The sequence below is a fragment of the Bacillus cereus group sp. BceL220 genome (genome assembly GCF_051776965.1).
Taxonomy (GTDB): domain Bacteria; phylum Bacillota; class Bacilli; order Bacillales; family Bacillaceae_G; genus Bacillus_A; species Bacillus_A cereus.
The window spans coordinates 114,765-135,183 of the sequence record NZ_JBPWBC010000013.1 but is presented as its reverse complement, the minus strand read 5'-3'; the positions used below and the strand labels follow the sequence as shown (position 1 = coordinate 135,183).

Below are 20,419 nucleotides of genomic sequence, written 5' to 3'. Positions count from 1 at the left end.
GGCAATGGTTCTGGCGGTAACGGTTCTGGTGGCAGTGGCTCTGGCGGCAATGGTTCTGGCGGTAACGGTTCTGGTGGCAGTGGCTCTCACAGCGGTAATGGCTCTCAAGGTGGCAATCGTGTTAAAGGTGATAGCAGTTCTCAAGGCGGTAATGGCTCTCACGGCGGCAATCGTGTTAAAGGCGATAGCAATTCTCAGAAGGGCAACGGTTCTCAAGGTGGTAATGTAAAAGATAATACAAAAAAACAAGGTGATAAATTACCTAATACTGCAACGCATTACCCTATATCTATTTTAATGGGTGTTTCAACATTCCTAATTGGTATGTTACTGTTTATTCGTCGTAAAAACGTAAAATAAGAACAACATCCTTCCATCTAAAGAATACATGAAATACTGTATAAAACCAAAAAGGGCTTTGGATTGCATTTTATTATGCAGCCCAAAGTCCTTTTTATCACCTATCAAAAGAGTATTAATATGCTTTTCCCCAATACACCATTTGTTTAGCTTCTTTACCACAACAAATACATTCTTCAGCTAAATGCTCTTGCTCAAAAGGCATACAACGTGAAGATACTCCCACTTCTTCTTTTAGTTTCTCTTCACAAGCCAATTCCCCGCACCACATTGCTTTAATAAAGCCTTGCTTTTCGTCAGCTACTTTTTTCATCTCTTCGAAATTTGTCACAGCATACGTATTCTCATCGCGAAATGCTTTTGCTTTATTAAATAAAGAACTATGAATTTCTTCAAGTAATGCTGGAATACGTTCTTCTAATTGATCCATTGGTACAAATTCTTTTTCCTTCGTATCTCTTCTTACAAGTACAACTTGATTCTTTTCAATATCTTTAGGACCAACTTCTAATCGAATTGGTATACCCTTCATTTCATACTCATTAAATTTCCAACCAGGCGTTTTATTACTAGCATCTATTTTTACTCGTGCAACCTTTTGAATATGTCCTTGTAACTCTGTTGCTTTTGCTAAAACTCCTTCTTTATGCTGAGCAATTGGTACAATAACAACTTGCACTGGAGCGACTTTTGGTGGCATTACAAGTCCATTATTATCGCTATGAACCATTATTAGCCCGCCTATCATTCTTGTTGATACACCCCAAGATGTTTGGTGCACATATTGCCATTTACCGTTACGATCTAAAAACTTAATATCAAATGCTTCTGAGAAATTCGTCCCAAAGTTATGAGAGGTTCCTGTTTGAAGCGCTTTTCCATCATGCATTAAACTTTCAATTGTATAAGTTGCCTTTGCTCCAGCAAACTTCTCTTTTTCTGTTTTTTGTCCTTTAATAACTGGTATCGCTAAATAATCCTCACAGAAAGAAGCATATAAGTTTAAAATATTTAATGTTTCAGCCTGCGATTCTTCTGCCGTTTCATGGATTGTATGACCCTCTTGCCATAAAAATTCAGTCGTACGAAGGAATGGTCTAGTTGTCTTCTCCCAACGAACTACTGAACACCACTGATTATATAACTTTGGCAAATCATTATAGGATTGCACAATTTTTGAAAAGTGCTCACAGAATAAAGTTTCAGATGTAGGACGTACACAAAGTCTTTCCGCTAACTTTTCATCCCCGCCATGTGTAACCCATGCTACTTCAGGAGCAAATCCTTCAACATGATCCTTCTCTTTTTGCAATAAACTCTCTGGGATAAACATTGGCATATATACATTTTCATGGCCAGTTTCTTTTAACTTCTCATCCATCACCTTCTGCATATTCTCCCATAAGGCATAACCATACGGACGTAAAATCATGCACCCTTTTACACTTGAATAATCAACAAGTTCGGCTTTTTTTACAATATCGGTATACCACTGCGCAAAGTCCTCTTCCATCTTCGTAATGGCTTGCACTTGTTCTTTTGCCATAGTCAGTCTTCCTCCTTCTAGAAAATACAAAAAAGCCCGCGTCCCTAAATAGGGACCGAGCTTTGCCGGCGTTACCACCCTGATTCATGCACAAAAATTGCGCATGCTCTCTTTTTGATAACGGGAAATTCCCGCTGCATATGCAGAACTCAAAGGCAGGTTCCATATTGCCTTTTTAAGAATCTTTCAGCCTGGCGGATTCTCTCTCTGCTAAAAAGGTTGAATATGTACTAGTCCTTTTTCATCGTTATAACGAAATAAATTTGTTGATTATCATAATATAAATTTCAACCTAAAACAAGAGTGAATTTTCTTATTTTTATATTCTTTTCATTTTTTACAGTTTTATACGTAGCTTTTTCGCGTAATTTTTACAAGTTGATGTGCAATCATACCAATAAGTGTACCTAGTAGAACGAAGAAACCAATAAATCCATATCCCATTCCTTCCCACCCACCAATAACCATCATGGTAACAGGAAATGATGCTAAGCAAAGAAGTATTACAATCAGTGCAAATATAATATCAAACTGTTTGTCTGGAAAACGTTTCTTTAGTAAATATGAAATAGCAAATACAAGGAGAATTGTGATGCCACCAATGATGTAAAATATACCGAATCCATCTAACCAGTCCATACTATTCCCTCCGTCCATAGATTCCCTTATACTTATTATATGTTTAATTTTTCTGAAAATAAACAATAAATTTTATTCAGAAACATATTTTTATTACTAGGTATTAATAGTAATATATAAGAATAGGTTTTATATACTTAGGAGGATTACTTTATGGATAAAGCATTAACGAATCGTGTCATTATTTTATCATTCGACTGTTTATCAGCTTTAGATTTTCCTATACTACAAAAACTACCTCATTTCCAATCTCTAATAAAAAAGGGCGTGGTTGTCGAAAAAGTAGAACCAATTTATCCTTCTGTAACATATCCAAGCCACTCAACAATCGTAACCGGTAATTACCCTAACAAGCACGGTGTTGTTAGTAATACGTTACTTCAACCAGGACGTAAATCACCTGATTGGCATTGGTACCGAAAATCGATAAAAGGAACAACATTGTATGATGAAGCGCGTAAAGCAAATTTAACGACAGCTGCCCTTCTATGGCCTGTTACTGGGAGAGCAAACATTGATTACAATTTACCAGAAATTTTCCCCAATAGACCGTGGCAAAATCAAGTGTTAGTTTCCTTATTTAGCGGTAGCCCACTATACCAATTAGATTTAAATCGTCGTTTCGGCCATATAAGAAATGGTTTATCACAACCAGAGCTGGATGATTTCGTCCTCGCCTCTGCTGTACACACCATTCAGACGAAAAAGCCTAATGTTATGTTCGTACATTTCACTGATTTAGACACGAAAAGACATTATCATGGCTTTGAATCTAACGAAACAATAGCTGCAATTCATAGACATGATGAGCGGCTCGGGAAAATTATTCAAACTTTAAAAGACAGTGACCTATACGAAGAGAGTACAATTATCGCTCTTGGTGACCATAGCGCTTTAAGTGAAAACAAAGCAATTCAATTAAATGTGCTATTCCAACAAAAAGGCCTCGTATCTATAAATAAAAAAGGGCTATTAGTAGATTGGAAGGCCTATTGTCAAAGTTGCGACGGGTCTGCCTATGTATATGTGAAAGACAAAAATGATACGGATACAATTCGAGAAGTACAACTACTCCTTGAAGAACTGCTGCAAAATAAACAGAATGGAATTGAATTTATACTTCATGATGAAGCTGCGAAAGACTGCGGTGCAGATGGTAATTGTTTATTTATGTTAGAAGCGCAAGAGGGGTATTATTTCACTGAAAACTATACAGGAGATTTTATAAAAGAAATTACTGAAAAAGATGTTACGCCTAGTAAAAAATATACATTTGGTACGCATGGATACTCTCCAACAAAACCTAACTATGAAACAATTTTTATCGCTGCTGGAAAAGGAATAAAAACCGGCGTTACCGTCCCGTATATGAGACTTATTGATGAAGGTCCAACTATCGCTAGACTACTCGGTTTACACTTAGGCGAAACAGACGGATCAATTGTAGAGGATTTACTCCAATTGTAAAGAACTGTGTATATATGTAAAAGTTCTGTAAAAATCATCACTGTTTCTCTTTTTATAATTTTTATTTTTGTACACTGTTAGTAGAACAAATTTAAGGGGGAACACTATATGAAAAAAATGTCCAGACAAGAAAAAAGCTGGATATTATACGATTGGGCGAACTCGGTATATTCGCTCGTCATTACAACTGCATTATTTCCAATTTACTTTAAAGCAGCTGCAAAAGAAGCCGGGCTATCTGGTGCAACTTCAACAGCATATTGGGGATATGCAAACTCGTTCGCTACACTTTTAATTTCTATACTTGCTCCTATTCTCGGCACAGTTGCTGATTATAAAGGATTTAAAAAACGATTTTTCACATTCTTCTTTGGACTTGGTATCGTATTTACAAGTATGTTAGCAGTCGTTCCAACATCTCAGTGGTACTTATTATTAGGATGCTATATGCTCGCCTTAGTTGGTTTTGCTGGAGCCAACATTTTCTATGATGCATTTTTAGTAGATGTCACTTCTGAAGATAGAATGGATCGAATTTCTACAAGAGGTTTCGCTTTAGGCTATATTGGGAGTACTATTCCTTTTATCGGTTGTATCGCTCTTATTATTCTTGCTCAAAAAGGAACTATCCCTTTATCAGTTGGCATTGCTAGTCAAATTTCATTCGCGATAACTGCTCTTTGGTGGGGGTTATTTACAATTCCAATGCTTAAAAACGTAGAGCAAACACACTATATTGAGCGTCATCCAAGACCTATTAAAATGAGCTTCAAACGTCTTACTGATACTTTTAAAAATATTAAAGAATATAAAACTGTATTTATGTTTCTAATTGCTTACTTTTTCTATATTGACGGAGTCGATACAATTATTACTATGTCTACAGCTTACGGGACCGACCTCGGTATCAGTGCAACGAATCTATTAATCATATTATTTGTAACACAAATTGTCGCTTGTCCATTTGCGTTACTATACGGAAAACTATCTGAAACATTTACTGGTAAAAAAATGTTATATGTCGGTATCATTATTTATATCATTATTTGCACATATGCTTATTTCTTAAAAACGACACTTGATTTTTGGATTTTAGCAATGTTAGTTGCTACATCTCAAGGTGGTATTCAAGCACTAAGTCGTTCATACTTTGCAAAACTAGTACCAAAAGAATCTGCTAATGAATTCTTCGGATTTTATAATATCTTTGGTAAGTTCGCCGCAATTATGGGCCCGGTATTAGTCGGTGTTACAACGCAATTAACAGGAAAAACAAACGCTGGTGTTCTTAGTATTATTGTATTGTTTATTATCGGTGGATTCTTACTCACTAGAGTTCCAGAAAATAATACATCCGTTACACCACCTAGTCCAAAGACTAAAACGCTATAAGAAAAGATCCTCTTCTCATAAGAAGAGGATCTTTTTTATTTTTAACGGTGCGCCTTATAATGAACGACTCTACTGCTTGTACAAAAATAATTTATCAACAGTTGTTCCTAATACTTCAGCTAAACGGAATGCTAACGCTAAGCTTGGATCATATTTATTATTCTCAATTGCATTTATCGTTTGTCTAGAAACCTTGCATTTATCAGCTAATGCGCCTTGTGAAATATTATTTTCAGTGCGTAATTCATAGATTTGATTTTTCACACCATTGCTCCTAACCTGTAAAATTGTTTTTACAACATCAGTATATAATTGGCTCATATAGTTGTCAAAAGTTCCTCAAAGAAAAAGGGAGCAATTTTGCTCCCTTACAATAGTTATTTCGAAGCTAACGAATTTGTTAGTGCCTCTTTATTAGCAACATCTTCTTTTTTTATTTGCATACGTAGAACTGGCCCTATCGCTAATAAAATAAGTGCCATCGCTATACAAAATACAGTAACTAGTGAAGTTAGTTCCTTTAATCCTCCAGCTAGTGAAGTTCTAATTAGCATTGCCCCCATAAACAGTGGTAAAATCGTCCCATTTACTCTTCCAACCATATTTTCTGGTACAAGTTGAATCATAAGCGTACCGACAACAATATTAACACAAGCTAAACAAATACCTGTTCCAAATCTCATGAAACTAGTAATCCAAAATGATGTAGATAGCCCTTCTACTAAAAATGATATCGCTAATATGCCCATACCGAATACAAACATCTTTTTCGGATTCACTTTTGAAGCGAAAATTGCAGCAACAATACCACCGATTAACATACCTATTCCATCAGCTGCTGCTAAATATTGAACAGCTTCTTTTTCCATGCCTAAACGTTCAATTACAAGGAATACTTCTAATGGATTCGTTAATCCAACAGCTAAACCCATAATTGTAAAAGTGATCGTAATCATACGTAAATTTTTCGTGTGAAGAACGTATTTCCACCCTTCTTTTATATCATTTTTTAATGAATCTCTTGCCACTTGCTCTTTTTCAACCCATTTTGGTAAAAATGAAAGGGCGATAGCAGATAACCAAAATAAAATGATTAAGCTATATAGTGACGTAAATAAACCAAGTTGTGTATACACAAGCGATCCTACCACTGGCCCAAAAATTAGAAATAATGACTGTAATGTTTGGTTAAATGCAATCGCATTTGCTACCTGTTCTTCTTTTACATAGCGCTTAAATATACGCGAAGATGAGGGCTGAGAAAACTGACCTACAATCGCGGAAATGAGTGTTGCAAAAAATATAGCCTGCCAATAATCCAGCTTTAACAACAGGACAATTCCTATAATAGACAGTACACTCAACACATCTCCAGCGACCATTGTTCTTTTCGGATTCCAGCGATCTGCTAATGCACCACCAATGAACGAGAAAATAAAGATAGGTGCATACTCCATGACAGATAATAGAGACACTGAAACTGGATCATTATTCGTTCGCTCCATTATGAAATATAAAAGAGCCATATTTCTGATCCAAATTGCAAATTGTTGTAAAATATCAGATGCCATAACGAGCATAAATGCTCGGTTTTTAAATAAAGCTTTCACTTTCATTCCCCTTCCATAAACCGACCGTTCGGTCTATTTTTTTTGTAAGAAAAGCAACTGACTTATTATTCAGCTGCCATTCCTTTTAACAATACATCTATTGCCTTTTTATAAATACGTTTCAACTCTTTATAATCTAACTCGTAGTAAAGTACTCCAAGCCCTGATAATAATCCGTTCACAATATACATAAGATCACGAGTATTATCTTCACGGAACTCTCCAGACTGTATACCTGCTTCAATTAATTTCTCAAACATAACATATGATTCTCTAGTTAAAGCTAACAGTTCATCCAGAATCTCTTTACTTACAACTTGGCTCATAGAGAATTCCTCTATTGCATTTGAAATTGGTTGCTGTATGTCCTCTACATGATATTCCGCGAGACCATATAGTTTTTCAGTACTAGTGCTATACAACTTCTCTTTTTCATTCCATTTTTCAAGCCAATCATACGTATGCTGTTTCACTACAAATAAAAATAAATCTTCTTTACTTTTAAAGTGATAATAAATACTTCCTTTACTTCGCTCTGTAATTTCACAAATCTCTTCCATAGATGTAGCTGCGTAGCCCTTCTGTGAAAATAGACTTTCTGCTTTATATGCAATTTCTTTCTTTATCTCTTCTGCGCTTCTTCTCATATTCACACCTCTTTAAACCGACCGTTCAGTCTAATAATAACAAATCAAAAACCTCTATCGCAAGAGGCTATATTCCTTATTTAAGAAAACGTACTTTCAAACCAAGTTCGAATCATATGTATTGTTCCAAATTTAAATGCTAATTTAACAAGAATTACACCTCCCGCAGCTAATAAAAATAACACTACTTTCCCCTTATTTTTCACTTTCGGTTCCCTTTTCATTTCCATTCCCCTTAATATGTTAAAAATATTAATCAAACGTTTGTTTAACTGTGTTTATGCATATGTAAGCCGACTAATCAAACGTTTGTTTAAAAAGAAATACGCCTATATAAGGCGCATTTTCATCAATCACCACCGCCACCGCAGCTTCCTCCGCTATCTCCCCCAAAAGACCCTCCACAATCATGTGAGCCACCATCATGCGAGCTATCATTATCAGATCCAGCAAAGAAAAATAATGGTGATGAGCTGTTAGATGAATTATGAATGTTATTTTGTTTTGTAAGATTTACCTTCTTTTTGTTCGATCGAACTGCTGTTACGATTATTCCAACTACAACAAATAATAGTATGACAATAATAAATTCCATATAAAAGCCTCCCTTATTCCTCGAATAATTGAATGGTTCTCTCTAAATTTTCAAGTGAAATGAAGCGTGATTCACGAAGAATTTCTTTTCCATTATGAAATAATAAAATTGTTGGCCCTGTAAATACTCCATATCGCCCCGCAATCTCTTGCATGTCTTGTAGTAATATCTCTATTTTCTCTACGTAATCATAATTCTCTAATAAGCAATTTACTTTTCTTAGCATAACATCACAAACACCACAATTTTTCGTTTTAATAAAAAGAAGTACCAATTGTTGTTCTTCGATATAGGTCGCTAATTCTTCTATCGTTTTAAATGTAGTCATCTTATCCCTCTTAGCGTAGTTTACGAAATACTTTGTCTTGATACATACGAAAAGCTGAACTATCTTTAATCTTTCTCTTTTCCATTACCTGCTGAAAACGTAACGTTTTTATTGTTAACTCTTCTCGTAATTTCTTTCTCTCTTCTTCATCATAACAGCAAGCAATTAGATCCTCTATTTTTAATATATCTTTTTGTAGTTCCATCTCTGGTGGAATCATTCCCGCATTTTTTAAAATTTTATAACTCATTCTAAGTTCTGGAGGTACCATTGAAAGATCTTCTAATTGTAGTGGTTTTCCTTTTCCCGGAAGATAATCAAGATCACCATTCCGTATCGCTTGTCGAATTTTTTCTTCAGCAATGTTCAAAAACACATCCACACTGTCCCCTCCTTTACATATTTTTACTATTATTTTACATGATATTTCCTTATCTTTCTACGTCTTTAATAATTGGCTCCATACAATTTTTTCTCAAATTTATTTATAATGAGCTATTTCCTCCCATACCAATCTTTCGTTTTCATATATAGTTTGTATTCAAGCCTTTTTGTATTGAGAAAGTCTTTTACAACTGAATAAAGCGTTTACACTAAATCTTACATTTGTTACGATTTAATCACCCCCAGCTCCCTTGTATAGACTTCGTGATGTCTGATCATTTTATCTAGACGTTTCATACGTCTAGATTCATTTTGATTTATTGGCGTATGCCTTTAAATATATCTTTTATTTTGAAAGGAGAAATGGCTATGAGGTCTCAAAAATTCACACTGCTATTACTATCTCTACTACTTTTCTTACCTCTTTTTCTCACAAATTTTATTACTCCAAATCTCGCATTAGCAGATTCACCAAAGCAAAGTCAAAAAATTGTTGGGTACTTTCCTTCGTGGGGCGTTTACGGACGTAATTATCAAGTTGCTGACATTGATGCATCAAAACTTACTCACCTTAACTATGCTTTCGCGGATATTTGTTGGAATGGAAAACATGGAAATCCTTCTACCCATCCTGATAATCCAAATAAACAAACGTGGAACTGTAAAGAATCTGGTGTACCATTGCAAAATAAAGAGGTTCCTAATGGTACTCTCGTACTCGGTGAACCATGGGCTGATGTTACCAAATCGTATCCTGGCTCAGGTACAACTTGGGAAGATTGCGATAAATATGCCCGTTGCGGAAATTTCGGAGAACTAAAACGATTAAAAGCTAAATATCCTCACTTAAAAACAATTATTTCCGTTGGTGGCTGGACTTGGTCTAACCGCTTTTCTGATATGGCCGCTGATGAAAAAACAAGAAAAGTATTTGCTGAATCTACAGTAGCTTTTCTTCGCGCATATGGGTTTGATGGCGTAGATTTAGACTGGGAATATCCGGGCGTTGAAACGATTCCTGGTGGTAGTTATCGTCCTGAAGATAAACAAAATTTCACTCTCCTTCTTCAAGACGTCCGAAATGCTTTGAATAAAGCAGGTGCTGAAGATGGCAAACAATATTTACTAACAATCGCGTCAGGTGCAAGCCAACGCTACGCTGATCATACAGAGCTAAAGAAAATTTCTCAAATACTCGATTGGATTAATATTATGACATATGATTTCCACGGTGGATGGGAAGCTACTTCTAATCATAATGCAGCTCTATACAAGGATCCAAATGACCCAGCAGCAAATACGAATTTTTACGTAGATGGTGCTATAAATGTTTATACAAATGAAGGTGTTCCAGTCGATAAACTAGTATTAGGCGTACCTTTTTACGGACGTGGATGGAAAAGTTGTGGAAAAGAAAATAACGGACAATATCAACCTTGCAAACCAGGTAGCGATGGGAAACTTGCTTCTAAAGGTACTTGGGATGATTATTCTACCGGTGACACAGGTGTCTATGATTACGGTGATTTAGCAACCAATTACGTTAATAAGAATGGTTTTGTACGCTACTGGAATGACACAGCTAAAGTACCTTACTTATATAATGCGACTACAGGCACATTTATTAGCTACGATGACAATGAATCTATGAAATATAAAACAGACTATATAAAGACGAAGGGTTTAAGTGGAGCAATGTTTTGGGAACTAAGCGGGGATTGCCGTACAAGTCCAAAATATAGTTGTAGTGGTCCAAAATTACTTGATACGCTAGTAAAAGAATTACTTGGTGGACCTATTAGTCAAAAAGATACTGAGCCACCAACGAACGTTAAAAATATTGTAGTTACGAATAAAAATTCAAACTCAGTTCAATTAAACTGGACTGCATCTACTGATAACGTAGGAGTTACGGAATATGAAATTACTGCTGGAGAAGAGAAATGGAGTACAACAACAAATAGCATTACAATTAAAAACTTAAAACCTAATACGGAATACACATTTTCAGTAATTGCCAAAGATGCTACTGGAAATAAATCACAACCTACCGCTCTTACTGTCAAAACGGATGAAGCTAATACGACACCTCCTGATGGAAATGGCACTGCTACATTTTCAGTCACTTCGAATTGGGGCAGCGGTTATAACTTCTCGATTATAATCAAAAATAATGGAACGACTCCTATTAAAAATTGGAAATTAGAGTTTGATTATAGCGGCAATTTAACACAAGTTTGGGATTCTAAAATTAGTAGTAAAACAAATAATCATTATGTAATTACAAACGCAGGATGGAATGGCGAAATTCCTCCTGGTGGATCTATTACAATCGGTGGTGCAGGAACAGGTAATCCTGCCGAACTTTTAAATGCCGTCATTAGCGAAAACTAGACGTAATATCCATTAATTATTTCACTAAAGTTTGAATTTAGGTTCGAGCAAGACTTCCTAAATTCAAACTTTTAATTTTATGAAAAATCAAAAATATCATAATAACCTATTATAATTATATTTGGTTTCTAATATGAAGTTTATATGAAGTTCATTTGAATTTTACATGAATTTCCTTTAATTTCTATTGTCTTCCTATAATATCCACATTATCCTTTACATATAGGAATTATTTTCATTCCATTTTGAACTATCTATATATATAAAGAAAGATAGTCACCTGTTAGGGAAAGGCTTTCGTATTATTATAAATATAACAAAAGAAAAAGCACGCTTATAAGCGCACCATAAGAGTGCTTCTTCATACAATTCTCATGTAAGAGTTCTCGAAAATCATGTTAATCACAAAGAAAAGGCATTAGCTCATAAAAGCTAATGCCTTTTCTTTATTCATATTGTTCAGCATTCCAATCTTCTATATTCCATACTTTTGTTATCCACGATTCATAGAAAGAAGGTTCATGGGAGACAATTAAAACTGTTCCTTTGTATTGTTGTAACGCTTCCTGTAAAGCCATCTTAGTTTCTACATCCAAATGATTAGTCGGTTCGTCTAAAATTAAAACATTGCTTTTCGTTACGATAAGTTCACATAAACGCACTTTCGTTTGCTCTCCACCGCTTAATAAACGAATAGGTTTTAATACGTGTTCTTCTTTCAATCCACACTTCGCTAATGCTTGGCGCACTTCTTTCTTTGTCATATCTGGTCGTTCTGCCCAAACTTTCTCTAACGGTGTTATTTCTGAAGCAAACTCTTCCTGTGCAAAATAAGCAGGATTTACTCGTTCCCCAACAAAAATTGAACCGCTTAGCGGCTTTATTTGACCTAATAACGTCTTTAACATTGTCGTTTTTCCAATACCGTTATGACCAACAACAGCTATCTTTTCTCCTTTTTTCACTTGTAAATTCAAGTCTGGAAATAACGGCTCACTATAACCCACTCTTAGTTTCTCAGCCTGTAATATACGACTTACTGGTTCATTATAAACAGTAAAAGCAAAACAGGACTGAGGTACATTATTTACCTTTTCAACCCTTCGCATTTTCTCCAATACTTTCTCTCGACTTTTTGCCTGTTTTGCTTTTCGAATTTTATTTTTTTGAATAAATGTTTCTAACTGAGCAATTTCTTTTTGTTGTTTCACATACGCCGATTGTAATTGTTTCCTTTGCACTTGATAACTTTGTAAAAACTTTTCATAATCCCCTACATATCGCTTAACTTTTCGTTCTTCTAGATGGTAAATGACATTCGTAATATTGTTCAAAAACACTTCGTCATGCGAAATGATAATATAAGCTTTTTCATACAACTTCAAGTACGATTGCAACCATTCTATATGTGCTGTATCTAAATAGTTCGTTGGTTCATCTAGCAATAAAACATCAGCTTTTTCTAGAAGAAGCTTTCCTAGTAATAACTTTGTCCGCTGTCCTCCACTTAACTTTGAAACATCCTTTTCCAATCCTATTTCAAACAGCCCTAAACCAATTGCTACTTCTTCAATTTCTGTATGAATTTGATAGAAATTAGAGTTTTCCAATATAGTTTGTAACTCTCCATACCTTACTAACAATTTTTCTACTTCTACTGCCTCAGTCATCTCTTTTGCAATTTTTAACATTTCGTATTCAATTGCATACAAGTTAGAAAATGCACTTTGCAAGTATCCTTCAATTGTTATCCCTTCTTGTAAATCTATATGCTGCTGCAAAAATCCAACCTTCACATGTGGAAACCATTCAATGTTCCCATCATCATGTATAAGTTCTCCTGTTAAAATTCTTAGCAGTGTTGATTTTCCAATCCCATTTTTTCCTACTAACCCAACATGCTCCCCCTTTAATAATCGAAAGCATGCATTATATAAGATGGTTTTCTCACCATACGAATGACTTAAATTTTCTACTGTTAATATACTCATTTTTTTCTCTCCTTTACTTATCGTCCATAAGCTAAATAGAGAGACCAACAGTATGAAGCCTTATTTAATTATGCATATAAAAATGGGTAAGGTGAATACACCTTACCCATTACATATTATCGTAAAAAAGGATTAAGGTTCTTTACCTGCTGTCTTCAATTTAGCTTAATCTTAAAAAATGGGCAGACTTCTCCCATATCAAGCTAAAACCATTTGAAGAACAGTTGATAAAGTCATTTTATCCTTTCACTCCTTTAACATTTGTTATATTAAGAGTATAAACTACTCTGTTATATTCTATTCTCTATTTTCCCTTTTGTTCCTTCTCCATCTTTTCATATTCTAAAAAAAGCCTCTTAACAGTAATTATACTAAAAACTGTTAAAAGGCTTTTTCTATTTTTTCATATAAGGAGCTAACACACTTAAAATCTCTTCTTTATCCTCTTTTAATTCGAGTGATGTTAACATATCCATCGTTCTCGGTCTAGGTAATTTCACTTGTACCTCGCCAACTATTGACGCTGGTCTTTGAGATAAAATAAATACGCGATCTGAAAGCAAGATTGCCTCATCTAAGTCATGTGTAACCATAACGATTGTTTGCTTCTCTTGATGCCAAGAGTTTAAAAGCCAGCTATGTACTTCCATTTTTGTAAATGCATCTAACTTTCCAAAAGGCTCATCAAGCAGCATAATTGGCTTTTCACATAAATATGTGCGCAGAAAACTAATTCTTTGACGCATACCACCAGACAATTCATCTGGATAATGGTCTGCATATTCATCTAGTTCGAACTGCTTTAATGCTTCCATTCCTTCTGTCAGCCTTTGTTTTTTCGGCTTTCCTTCAATTTCTAACGGAAGAACGATATTTTGCAAAGCTGATCGCCACGGTAGTAATAAATCTTGTTGTGGCATATAACTAACAACATCTTGCTCTTGTACTTGCTTATCTTTATACATTACGTTCCCGCTTGTTGGTTTTTCAACATTTGCAATCATGTTTAATAATGTGCTTTTCCCGCAACCACTCGGTCCTACAAAGGAAACAAACTCTCCCTCTTGTATAGAGGCACTAATATTCTCTAATACATTCTTTCCGTCGAAAGATTTCACTATATTTTTTATTTGTAATCCGCTCATTTTTCACTTGGAAGGAATTCATTTGTAAAAGCATCTTTTACATCGATTTTCTTTTTAATAACTTTGTTGTCATATAAGAAATTCATGTAATTCGTCCAAATTTCTTCCTTCTGTACTCCCCATGCTTTCGCATCATCTTGATACTTCGTACTTAACCATTTCTGGCTTTCTTGAACTAAATCTTTATTTACATCTGGAACAGCTTTAATTAGAATATCAGCAGCTTCTTTCGGTTCCTTAATTGCAAAATTATAACCTTCTGTTGTTGCACTCATAAACTTTTTCACAAAGTCTTTATCTTGCTTCGTATGTTTTTCACTCGTAATAATAACAGGACTATAGAAATCAAGCGCTGGATCTAAGTCCTTCACCATAATCGTATTTAACTCTTTTCCTTGGCGCTTCGCTTCAATACCATCCCAACCGTAATAAATCCATTCGAAATCTGCATCACGGCCGATTGATTTAAAGAAATCTGTTTGTCCTAAGATGATTTTTTCAACTTTATTAAAATCAGCTTGATGCTTATCCATAATCGTCTTTAATGTCGCTTCTTCCGCTGGTCCTCCCCAGCCGCCATAACGTTTACCTTCAAAATCTTTCGGTGACGTCATATTATCTTTCTTAAGCGATGCAAACGCTGAAGTGTTGTGCTGAATAATCGCTCCTACAGATACAACAGGAATTCCTTCCACACGAGCTAATGTTACATTTTCTTGTGCGCTTATTGCGAAGTCTGCTTTTCCTGATGCTATCATTTGCTCTGCTGTTACATTGTCACCTGGTTGAATAATTTCTACATCTAATCCTTGCTTTTTGTAATAACCTTTCGTTTGCGCTACATACAAGCCAGTATGATTCGTATTTGGAAACCAATCTAATACTACTTTTACTTTTTGATCTTTACTTGCACTTTCTTCTTTCTTCGCCGGATTACATCCAGCCACACCTACCGCTACTAAGGCAGCTAACATAAATTTCAAACCTTTTTTCATTTTCTGCCGTCCTTTCTATATATCCATGGTGCTGTTATTCTTGCCATAAACTCTACGATAAAATACAGGCATAATGTCACTATAACGATGATTGCTGCAACACCAAATACTCGGGCAGTCAAAAAGGATTTTGTAGCCCTCGTAAGCATAACGCCTAATCCTTCACTTGCACCGAGCCATTCTCCGATAATTGCCCCCATTACGCTATATGTAACTGCAATTTTTAAACCGGAGAAAAAGTATGGAAGCACTGCTGGAAATTTTACTTTCTGGTAAACTTGCCATTTTGTCGCCTTCATTGTTTGTAACAGCTTCAACATGTTTTTATCTACTGTTTGAAAACCTTCTAAAATACTAAGCGCAATTGGGAAGAAACAAACGAGTATTACGACCATTACTTTCGGCAACATCCCATATCCAAACCAAATAATAAATAGCGGTGCAAGTACAACAATTGGAATTGTTTGCGAAATAACGAGCAATGGATTTATTAAAATACGAAATAACGGTATAACGTCCATAATAATTGCGATGCTCGTCCCCAATAAAATTGCAAAGAATAGTCCAATTATAACTTCCTGCAGTGTTTGCATCGTATTTGGTAATAGTAAATCTTTCATCCCAATTAATTCTTGAACAATGGCAGAAGGCTTTGGTAAAATCCACGGTTCGATTTTAAATAATGAAACAGATCCTTCCCATATCGCAATGAGAAGGATAAGCCAAATAGTTGTAATAAGTTTAGATTGCTTCTGGTTTTGCATATTCATCACGGTACTTCCAAACCTTTTCATCTATCGTTACACCAGTGCTTGGACGATAATGGATTTTAATAGAAGTAATCACTTCTTCTGCTCCAGCATCGACGCAAGCTTGTTGCGCACGTTTAACGACATCAAGAAGTACATCTAATTCTCCTTCCAAAGTTGTTTCCATTGCCCCTACTTCATAACGAACTCCCGATTGTTGCACAACTTCAATTGCTTTATCGACAACAGAATATACATCTTTCGTTTTCGCTTGTGGTACTACTGAAAATGACATTGTAACTTGTTGTGACATAATAAAATCCCCCTTATAAAATTAAATTTCAAAAATAAGAAAAGGCTTTCCTACTGCGTAGGAAAGCCTTGTATGCAAGTTATTATAGAATAACATATGCTACATCACTTTAAGTAACTCCCTACGCTGGCATTATCCAGATCAGGTTGAGGGTCGATGTTTACTTACATCCTCTCAGCCAATTGGCTCCCCGGTCCTTAATTCGTTTTCATTGTAGCATGATTTATTTTATTGAACAAACAAAAGCATGCATAATCATTTCATTATTTTTGGAAAATATCCAACTTTTTCACCATGAGCTAATAACTGCTGTATAAATTCTTTATTGATTGCTGGTACTATCAATTCTTTTTTCTTAATCCATTCATTCGTTCTACGCGTACCCATTACAATTTCAGATTGCTGCGCTCCATCTCCTGCAACTTGAGAAGCAATTAACTCTGCTATTACTTCATTTTCCTTCGCTAATTCAAGTCCGGTATTTACATATTCTGAAAGTGGAACCATTTCAAGATTGTATCCACACTCTCCAATTAACTGTATAAATTGTTCAAACTCAATTTGATGTGGATGACAAATATGTAACGTCTCTCCTACAATTTGCGAATCTTTTAAATACGATACAATTGATTTACTAGCAAAATCAATTGGTGTGAAATCAACTTTCCACTTCACATTTGGTGCTTTCCCAATTAATAGCATTGTTTTAATAAGACGATAAAATGCGTTTCCTTCAATATTTTGTTGGAACGAACCTGTTTCTGAATGACATGCTAAATTACCTGCACGATAAATATTTCCGCGCAAACCATTTTTCATTGCTTCACGAACAATGTTTTCCGCTTGTAGTTTACTATTTGAATATACATTCTCTAAGTCTACACTGTAATTAAAATCACCAGTTTTCATGTATGTATCCCATTGATCTACCGCTAATTCTAACGGGATACCAATTGTAGAAATAAAATGGAATGTAGCACCTTTCTCCGCTAATGCTAGCATACGGCTAGTTCCTTGGACATTTATATTTTCAAATTGTTTTACATCTCCAAAATGTCTTACATCTGCACCGCAATGAATTATCGTATCCATCTTAGAACTGATGAACATAAATTCTTCTTCGCTCATCCCAAGATACTCTTCCCCCAGATCACCAGCTACGGCCTGTATACGCTGTAACCATTCTTCACATATATCACTAAAGTAGCCTGTTAATGTATCTATAATTCTTTGTTGCACATCTTTGGTTGGTCTTACTAAACAATAAATAGTAGCAGATGTATCTCTCAACAATTCATATAATATGTGTGATCCTAAATAACCAGTAGCTCCTGTTAAAAAGACATTTGAAATCTGGGTTTCTTCCAAAACGTTTGCATACGTAATAGTATCTGGTTCGTGAATCACTTTATATTCACGAAATACTTCTTCTTTCTCTACTTTTACTTCTCGCTCAATTCGAGCTAATCCATATATCGTTCTTTCTTTAAAGAAATCTTGAATTGTTAAATGTGAAAAATCTTCTTTTAACAATGTTAAGACTCGTAATACTTTTAATGAATGTCCACCAATTGTAAAGAAATCATCATGCACTCCAACTTTTGAAATTCCTAATACTTCCGCCCAAGCGCGCGCTATTTGTTTCTCTGCTTTATTAGAAGGTGCAACATATTCTTGTAGACGAACCGGTTCATACTTTTCTTCTAACTGAGCTAACTTCTTAACATCAATCTTTTTATTAGGTGTAAGTGGTAATTCATTAATATAAATTAGTTTAGATGGCACCATATAATCTGGTAATTGCTCTTGTAACTGATAAACTAATTCTGGTATTTCTTTTTTATTTAAAGTTGTATAGAACGCGATTAAATATTGGCTACCTTCCTTACTCTTCTTAGCAAAAACAGCATTTTCTTTTATATTATGATTTTGGGAAATTTCACTTTGGATTTCTCCTAGTTCAATACGATGTCCTCTAATCTTTACTTGATCATCTTTCCGATGTAAAAATTCTATATTTCCATCCTCTAACAACTTAACAATATCACCTGTTTTGTATATATTAACTATAGGATTAAAAGGGTTCTGAATAAAAGCTTCAATTGTTTTATTAAGCTTATTAAAATACCCTTTTGCTAATCCTACTGAATCTATATATAATTCACCAGGTACACCAATTGGACAAAGATTCATATTCTCATCCAAAATCATAACTTGATAATTAGCACATGGTTTACCAATGGGAATACTCGCAACATCCTCATTTAACTGACTAGGTATTTTATAGGTTGTCGTCACTACAGTACATTCTGTCGGTCCGTATACATTATGAATTTCAACATTTGTACCTATTCTTTCTCTCCACAATTTAATAACCTCTACAGGCAACATTTCACCGCCAATCGCAATTCTTTTTAGGGAAGCTAGCTTATATATATCTTCTTCTGCTAAATAAGTTGCTACTTGTCGAACAAAAATTGTTGCTAATGCCAAGATCGAAGTTGCTTTCACTTTATAGATTGCATTTGCAAATGCTTCTACAGACAATCGCTCTTCCTCTAATAATACATACAAGTTTCCTCCGCAGAATAAAGAAGCAAATGACTCCCATACAGAAGCATCGAAACTAAAAGAAGGAAATTGGGCAAATACATCCTCTTCTGTCAATTCATATTGCTTTTGCATCCAAGTGTACAGATTAACAACGCCTCTATGTGCTAACATCGTTCCCTTTGGATTCCCTGTTGAACCAGATGTATAAATCATATAAGCTACATCATCACAATGAATAGACAACTTTACATCTATATCTTCACAAGTTTCACTATCATACATTGAAACTGTTTGAACCCCATCACATGTTATAGGCGTCTCTTTCATCAATATAACTTTCGCTTGGCTATCTTGAATAATGTACTGTATTCTACTTTCCGGATAATCTGGATCAATCGGAACATACGCTGCACCAGCTTTTAATATAGCTACCATACTTACTACTGTGTCTATGCTACGTTTCATAAATATTCCAACATAGTCTCCTAATTGGACGCCATTTTTAATTAACATATGAGCTATTTGATTACTTTTTTTATTTAGCTCCTCATAAGTTAAAGTACCTTCCCTTGAAGATAAAGCTATACGATTTGGAAATTGAGTAACAGTATTATAGAACATATCGACGATACTTTTCTCAGGATATACTGCTGTCGTATCATTCACTTGACTATAAAGTGCCATCTCGGCCTCTGTAATAATATTAAAATTCTTTATATAATTATTCTTATTTTGTGATGTACAAATTAAAACACCTTGTATTTGTTGTGCATAACGAGTAATCGTTGTTTCCTTCCAATTAACACTATTAAATATTATTTCTACACTTTGCATATTTTTACTAAATACAAATTGTAATGTATTCGTGTCTTGTAGCTCATAATATGTTTCACCAATAATAATAGGTGACATTTCATATAATGTATTACCGTTTTGAAACTCTTCTATTTCTTCCTCATTCATTTCTTTAATTTGTTCCAGTTGCTCTTCAATCTGTAAATTCAAACTTTCATAGGAGAGAAAATTAGAAACTTCAATAGTAATCGGAAATAAACTTCCTCTTACATGATAAAGCACGACAATATGTTTTTCTTTAGAAATATGATATAACCACGTTGCAGTCGCTCCTATTAAATCTACAATGTGAGTCAAATTTGGAAATAGTTCAGTTTTCCTTTTTATCCTAAGTTCCGTTCCTTGCACATCTTTAGGTATTTTAATACTTCCTTCTACTTTCCCTAAAAATTCTTTTACCATCTCATTATAAGAAATTGCTAATTTCATATTTATGTAAATTCCTCTCTTAAATAT

At 34.8% G+C, this 20,419-nt stretch carries 19 protein-coding genes, 1 riboswitch and 1 other annotated feature; of the genes, 4 read left to right on the top strand and 15 right to left on the bottom strand.

Annotated features, from left to right (window positions below):
* The coding region (locus tag ACS2FK_RS25000; protein ID WP_438899853.1) for an LPXTG cell wall anchor domain-containing protein at nucleotides 1-360 on the top strand (360 nt) is incomplete at its 5' end.
* Nucleotides 361-475: 115 nt separating this feature from the next.
* On the opposite strand, the gene proS is transcribed toward ACS2FK_RS25000, so the two are convergent.
* Both proS and ACS2FK_RS24990 read right to left on the bottom strand, forming a co-directional pair.
* Complete coding sequence (gene proS, locus ACS2FK_RS24995; RefSeq protein WP_001040983.1) at nucleotides 476-1,906, bottom strand: proline--tRNA ligase; 1,431 nt, start codon at nucleotides 1,904-1,906, stop codon at nucleotides 476-478.
* A gap of 47 nt (nucleotides 1,907-1,953) precedes the next feature.
* Nucleotides 1,954-2,160, bottom strand: a binding site (T-box leader).
* Between the two features lie 91 nt (nucleotides 2,161-2,251).
* The gene (locus tag ACS2FK_RS24990) at nucleotides 2,252-2,545 is read right to left on the bottom strand and encodes a YesK-like family protein (protein WP_043924604.1); all 294 of its coding nucleotides are present in this window, start codon (nucleotides 2,543-2,545) and stop codon (nucleotides 2,252-2,254) included.
* Between the two features lie 153 nt (nucleotides 2,546-2,698).
* Between ACS2FK_RS24990 and ACS2FK_RS24985 the strand changes: the two genes are divergently transcribed.
* Nucleotides 2,699-4,012 (top strand): alkaline phosphatase family protein, encoded by a 1,314-nt coding sequence (locus ACS2FK_RS24985; RefSeq protein WP_063546344.1) that lies wholly within the window; start codon nucleotides 2,699-2,701, stop codon nucleotides 4,010-4,012.
* A gap of 108 nt (nucleotides 4,013-4,120) precedes the next feature.
* A complete protein-coding gene (locus tag ACS2FK_RS24980; RefSeq protein WP_000738821.1) occupies nucleotides 4,121-5,404 on the top strand; it encodes an MFS transporter in 1,284 nt (427 codons plus the stop codon).
* 69 nt (nucleotides 5,405-5,473) lie between these two features.
* Here ACS2FK_RS24980 and ACS2FK_RS24975 read toward each other — a convergent pair whose 3' ends face one another.
* The 7 genes from ACS2FK_RS24975 to ACS2FK_RS24945 form a co-directional block, all read right to left on the bottom strand.
* Nucleotides 5,474-5,725: a helix-turn-helix transcriptional regulator gene (locus tag ACS2FK_RS24975; RefSeq protein ID WP_002023181.1), complete on the bottom strand. Its 252-nt coding sequence runs from the start codon at nucleotides 5,723-5,725 to the stop codon at nucleotides 5,474-5,476.
* A gap of 56 nt (nucleotides 5,726-5,781) precedes the next feature.
* Complete coding sequence (locus ACS2FK_RS24970; RefSeq protein ID WP_063546342.1) at nucleotides 5,782-7,014, bottom strand: MFS transporter; 1,233 nt, start codon at nucleotides 7,012-7,014, stop codon at nucleotides 5,782-5,784.
* A gap of 65 nt (nucleotides 7,015-7,079) precedes the next feature.
* Nucleotides 7,080-7,661: a TetR/AcrR family transcriptional regulator gene (locus ACS2FK_RS24965; protein ID WP_001254432.1), complete on the bottom strand. Its 582-nt coding sequence runs from the start codon at nucleotides 7,659-7,661 to the stop codon at nucleotides 7,080-7,082.
* A gap of 80 nt (nucleotides 7,662-7,741) precedes the next feature.
* On the bottom strand, nucleotides 7,742-7,885 hold the full coding sequence (locus ACS2FK_RS24960; protein ID WP_000817985.1) for a hypothetical protein: 144 nt from the start codon (nucleotides 7,883-7,885) through the stop codon (nucleotides 7,742-7,744).
* 125 nt (nucleotides 7,886-8,010) lie between these two features.
* Nucleotides 8,011-8,256 carry a hypothetical protein gene (locus tag ACS2FK_RS24955; protein ID WP_000394364.1) on the bottom strand — a complete coding sequence of 82 codons (246 nt, stop codon included), beginning with the start codon at nucleotides 8,254-8,256 and terminating at the stop codon, nucleotides 8,011-8,013.
* A 13-nt stretch (nucleotides 8,257-8,269) separates the two neighbouring features.
* A complete protein-coding gene (locus ACS2FK_RS24950) occupies nucleotides 8,270-8,584 on the bottom strand; it encodes a thioredoxin family protein (protein ID WP_000206518.1) in 315 nt (104 codons plus the stop codon).
* A 10-nt stretch (nucleotides 8,585-8,594) separates the two neighbouring features.
* Complete coding sequence (locus ACS2FK_RS24945) at nucleotides 8,595-8,966, bottom strand: DUF1992 domain-containing protein (RefSeq protein ID WP_000382377.1); 372 nt, start codon at nucleotides 8,964-8,966, stop codon at nucleotides 8,595-8,597.
* 371 nt (nucleotides 8,967-9,337) lie between these two features.
* Between ACS2FK_RS24945 and ACS2FK_RS24940 the strand changes: the two genes are divergently transcribed.
* Complete coding sequence (locus ACS2FK_RS24940; protein ID WP_063546340.1) at nucleotides 9,338-11,362, top strand: glycosyl hydrolase family 18 protein; 2,025 nt, start codon at nucleotides 9,338-9,340, stop codon at nucleotides 11,360-11,362.
* A 446-nt stretch (nucleotides 11,363-11,808) separates the two neighbouring features.
* Here the strand turns inward: ACS2FK_RS24940 and ACS2FK_RS24935 are convergent, their stop codons facing one another.
* The 6 genes from ACS2FK_RS24935 to ACS2FK_RS24910 form a co-directional block, all read right to left on the bottom strand.
* Nucleotides 11,809-13,353 (bottom strand): ABC-F family ATP-binding cassette domain-containing protein, encoded by a 1,545-nt coding sequence (locus tag ACS2FK_RS24935; RefSeq protein WP_053565347.1) that lies wholly within the window; start codon nucleotides 13,351-13,353, stop codon nucleotides 11,809-11,811.
* 395 nt (nucleotides 13,354-13,748) lie between these two features.
* Nucleotides 13,749-14,498 (bottom strand): ABC transporter ATP-binding protein, encoded by a 750-nt coding sequence (locus ACS2FK_RS24930; RefSeq protein WP_063546338.1) that lies wholly within the window; start codon nucleotides 14,496-14,498, stop codon nucleotides 13,749-13,751.
* Entirely contained in the window at nucleotides 14,495-15,493 is a 999-nt protein-coding gene (locus ACS2FK_RS24925) for an ABC transporter substrate-binding protein (RefSeq protein WP_063546336.1), read from the bottom strand. Before ACS2FK_RS24925 ends, ACS2FK_RS24930 begins: the two co-directional genes overlap by 4 nt.
* Entirely contained in the window at nucleotides 15,490-16,263 is a 774-nt protein-coding gene (locus ACS2FK_RS24920) for an ABC transporter permease (RefSeq protein WP_001057164.1), read from the bottom strand. The genes ACS2FK_RS24925 and ACS2FK_RS24920 overlap by 4 nt, the downstream gene beginning before the upstream one ends.
* Nucleotides 16,235-16,555 (bottom strand): MTH1187 family thiamine-binding protein, encoded by a 321-nt coding sequence (locus tag ACS2FK_RS24915; RefSeq protein ID WP_000082906.1) that lies wholly within the window; start codon nucleotides 16,553-16,555, stop codon nucleotides 16,235-16,237. Before ACS2FK_RS24915 ends, ACS2FK_RS24920 begins: the two co-directional genes overlap by 29 nt.
* 101 nt (nucleotides 16,556-16,656) lie before the next feature.
* A riboswitch (TPP riboswitch) is annotated at nucleotides 16,657-16,758 on the bottom strand.
* A 52-nt stretch (nucleotides 16,759-16,810) separates the two neighbouring features.
* Nucleotides 16,811-20,392 carry a non-ribosomal peptide synthetase family protein gene (locus ACS2FK_RS24910; protein WP_063546334.1) on the bottom strand — a complete coding sequence of 1,194 codons (3,582 nt, stop codon included), beginning with the start codon at nucleotides 20,390-20,392 and terminating at the stop codon, nucleotides 16,811-16,813.
* Between the last annotated feature and the right edge of the window lie 27 nt (nucleotides 20,393-20,419).

What these genes read in the sequence shown, in the direction of transcription:
- proS (WP_001040983.1), bottom strand. Translation starts at nt 1,906, where the DNA reads ATGGCAAAAGAACAAGTGCAAGCCATTACGAAGATGGAAGAGGACTTT.
- ACS2FK_RS24990 (WP_043924604.1), bottom strand. Translation starts at nt 2,545, where the DNA reads ATGGACTGGTTAGATGGATTCGGTATATTTTACATCATTGGTGGCATC.
- ACS2FK_RS24985 (WP_063546344.1), top strand. Translation starts at nt 2,699, where the DNA reads ATGGATAAAGCATTAACGAATCGTGTCATTATTTTATCATTCGACTGT.
- ACS2FK_RS24980 (WP_000738821.1), top strand. Translation starts at nt 4,121, where the DNA reads ATGAAAAAAATGTCCAGACAAGAAAAAAGCTGGATATTATACGATTGG.
- ACS2FK_RS24975 (WP_002023181.1), bottom strand. Translation starts at nt 5,725, where the DNA reads ATGAGCCAATTATATACTGATGTTGTAAAAACAATTTTACAGGTTAGG.
- ACS2FK_RS24965 (WP_001254432.1), bottom strand. Translation starts at nt 7,661, where the DNA reads ATGAGAAGAAGCGCAGAAGAGATAAAGAAAGAAATTGCATATAAAGCA.
- ACS2FK_RS24960 (WP_000817985.1), bottom strand. Translation starts at nt 7,885, where the DNA reads ATGAAAAGGGAACCGAAAGTGAAAAATAAGGGGAAAGTAGTGTTATTT.
- ACS2FK_RS24955 (WP_000394364.1), bottom strand. Translation starts at nt 8,256, where the DNA reads ATGGAATTTATTATTGTCATACTATTATTTGTTGTAGTTGGAATAATC.
- ACS2FK_RS24950 (WP_000206518.1), bottom strand. Translation starts at nt 8,584, where the DNA reads ATGACTACATTTAAAACGATAGAAGAATTAGCGACCTATATCGAAGAA.
- ACS2FK_RS24940 (WP_063546340.1), top strand. Translation starts at nt 9,338, where the DNA reads ATGAGGTCTCAAAAATTCACACTGCTATTACTATCTCTACTACTTTTC.
- ACS2FK_RS24935 (WP_053565347.1), bottom strand. Translation starts at nt 13,353, where the DNA reads ATGAGTATATTAACAGTAGAAAATTTAAGTCATTCGTATGGTGAGAAA.
- ACS2FK_RS24930 (WP_063546338.1), bottom strand. Translation starts at nt 14,498, where the DNA reads ATGAGCGGATTACAAATAAAAAATATAGTGAAATCTTTCGACGGAAAG.
- ACS2FK_RS24925 (WP_063546336.1), bottom strand. Translation starts at nt 15,493, where the DNA reads ATGAAAAAAGGTTTGAAATTTATGTTAGCTGCCTTAGTAGCGGTAGGT.
- ACS2FK_RS24920 (WP_001057164.1), bottom strand. Translation starts at nt 16,263, where the DNA reads ATGAATATGCAAAACCAGAAGCAATCTAAACTTATTACAACTATTTGG.
- ACS2FK_RS24915 (WP_000082906.1), bottom strand. Translation starts at nt 16,555, where the DNA reads ATGTCACAACAAGTTACAATGTCATTTTCAGTAGTACCACAAGCGAAA.
- ACS2FK_RS24910 (WP_063546334.1), bottom strand. Translation starts at nt 20,392, where the DNA reads ATGAAATTAGCAATTTCTTATAATGAGATGGTAAAAGAATTTTTAGGG.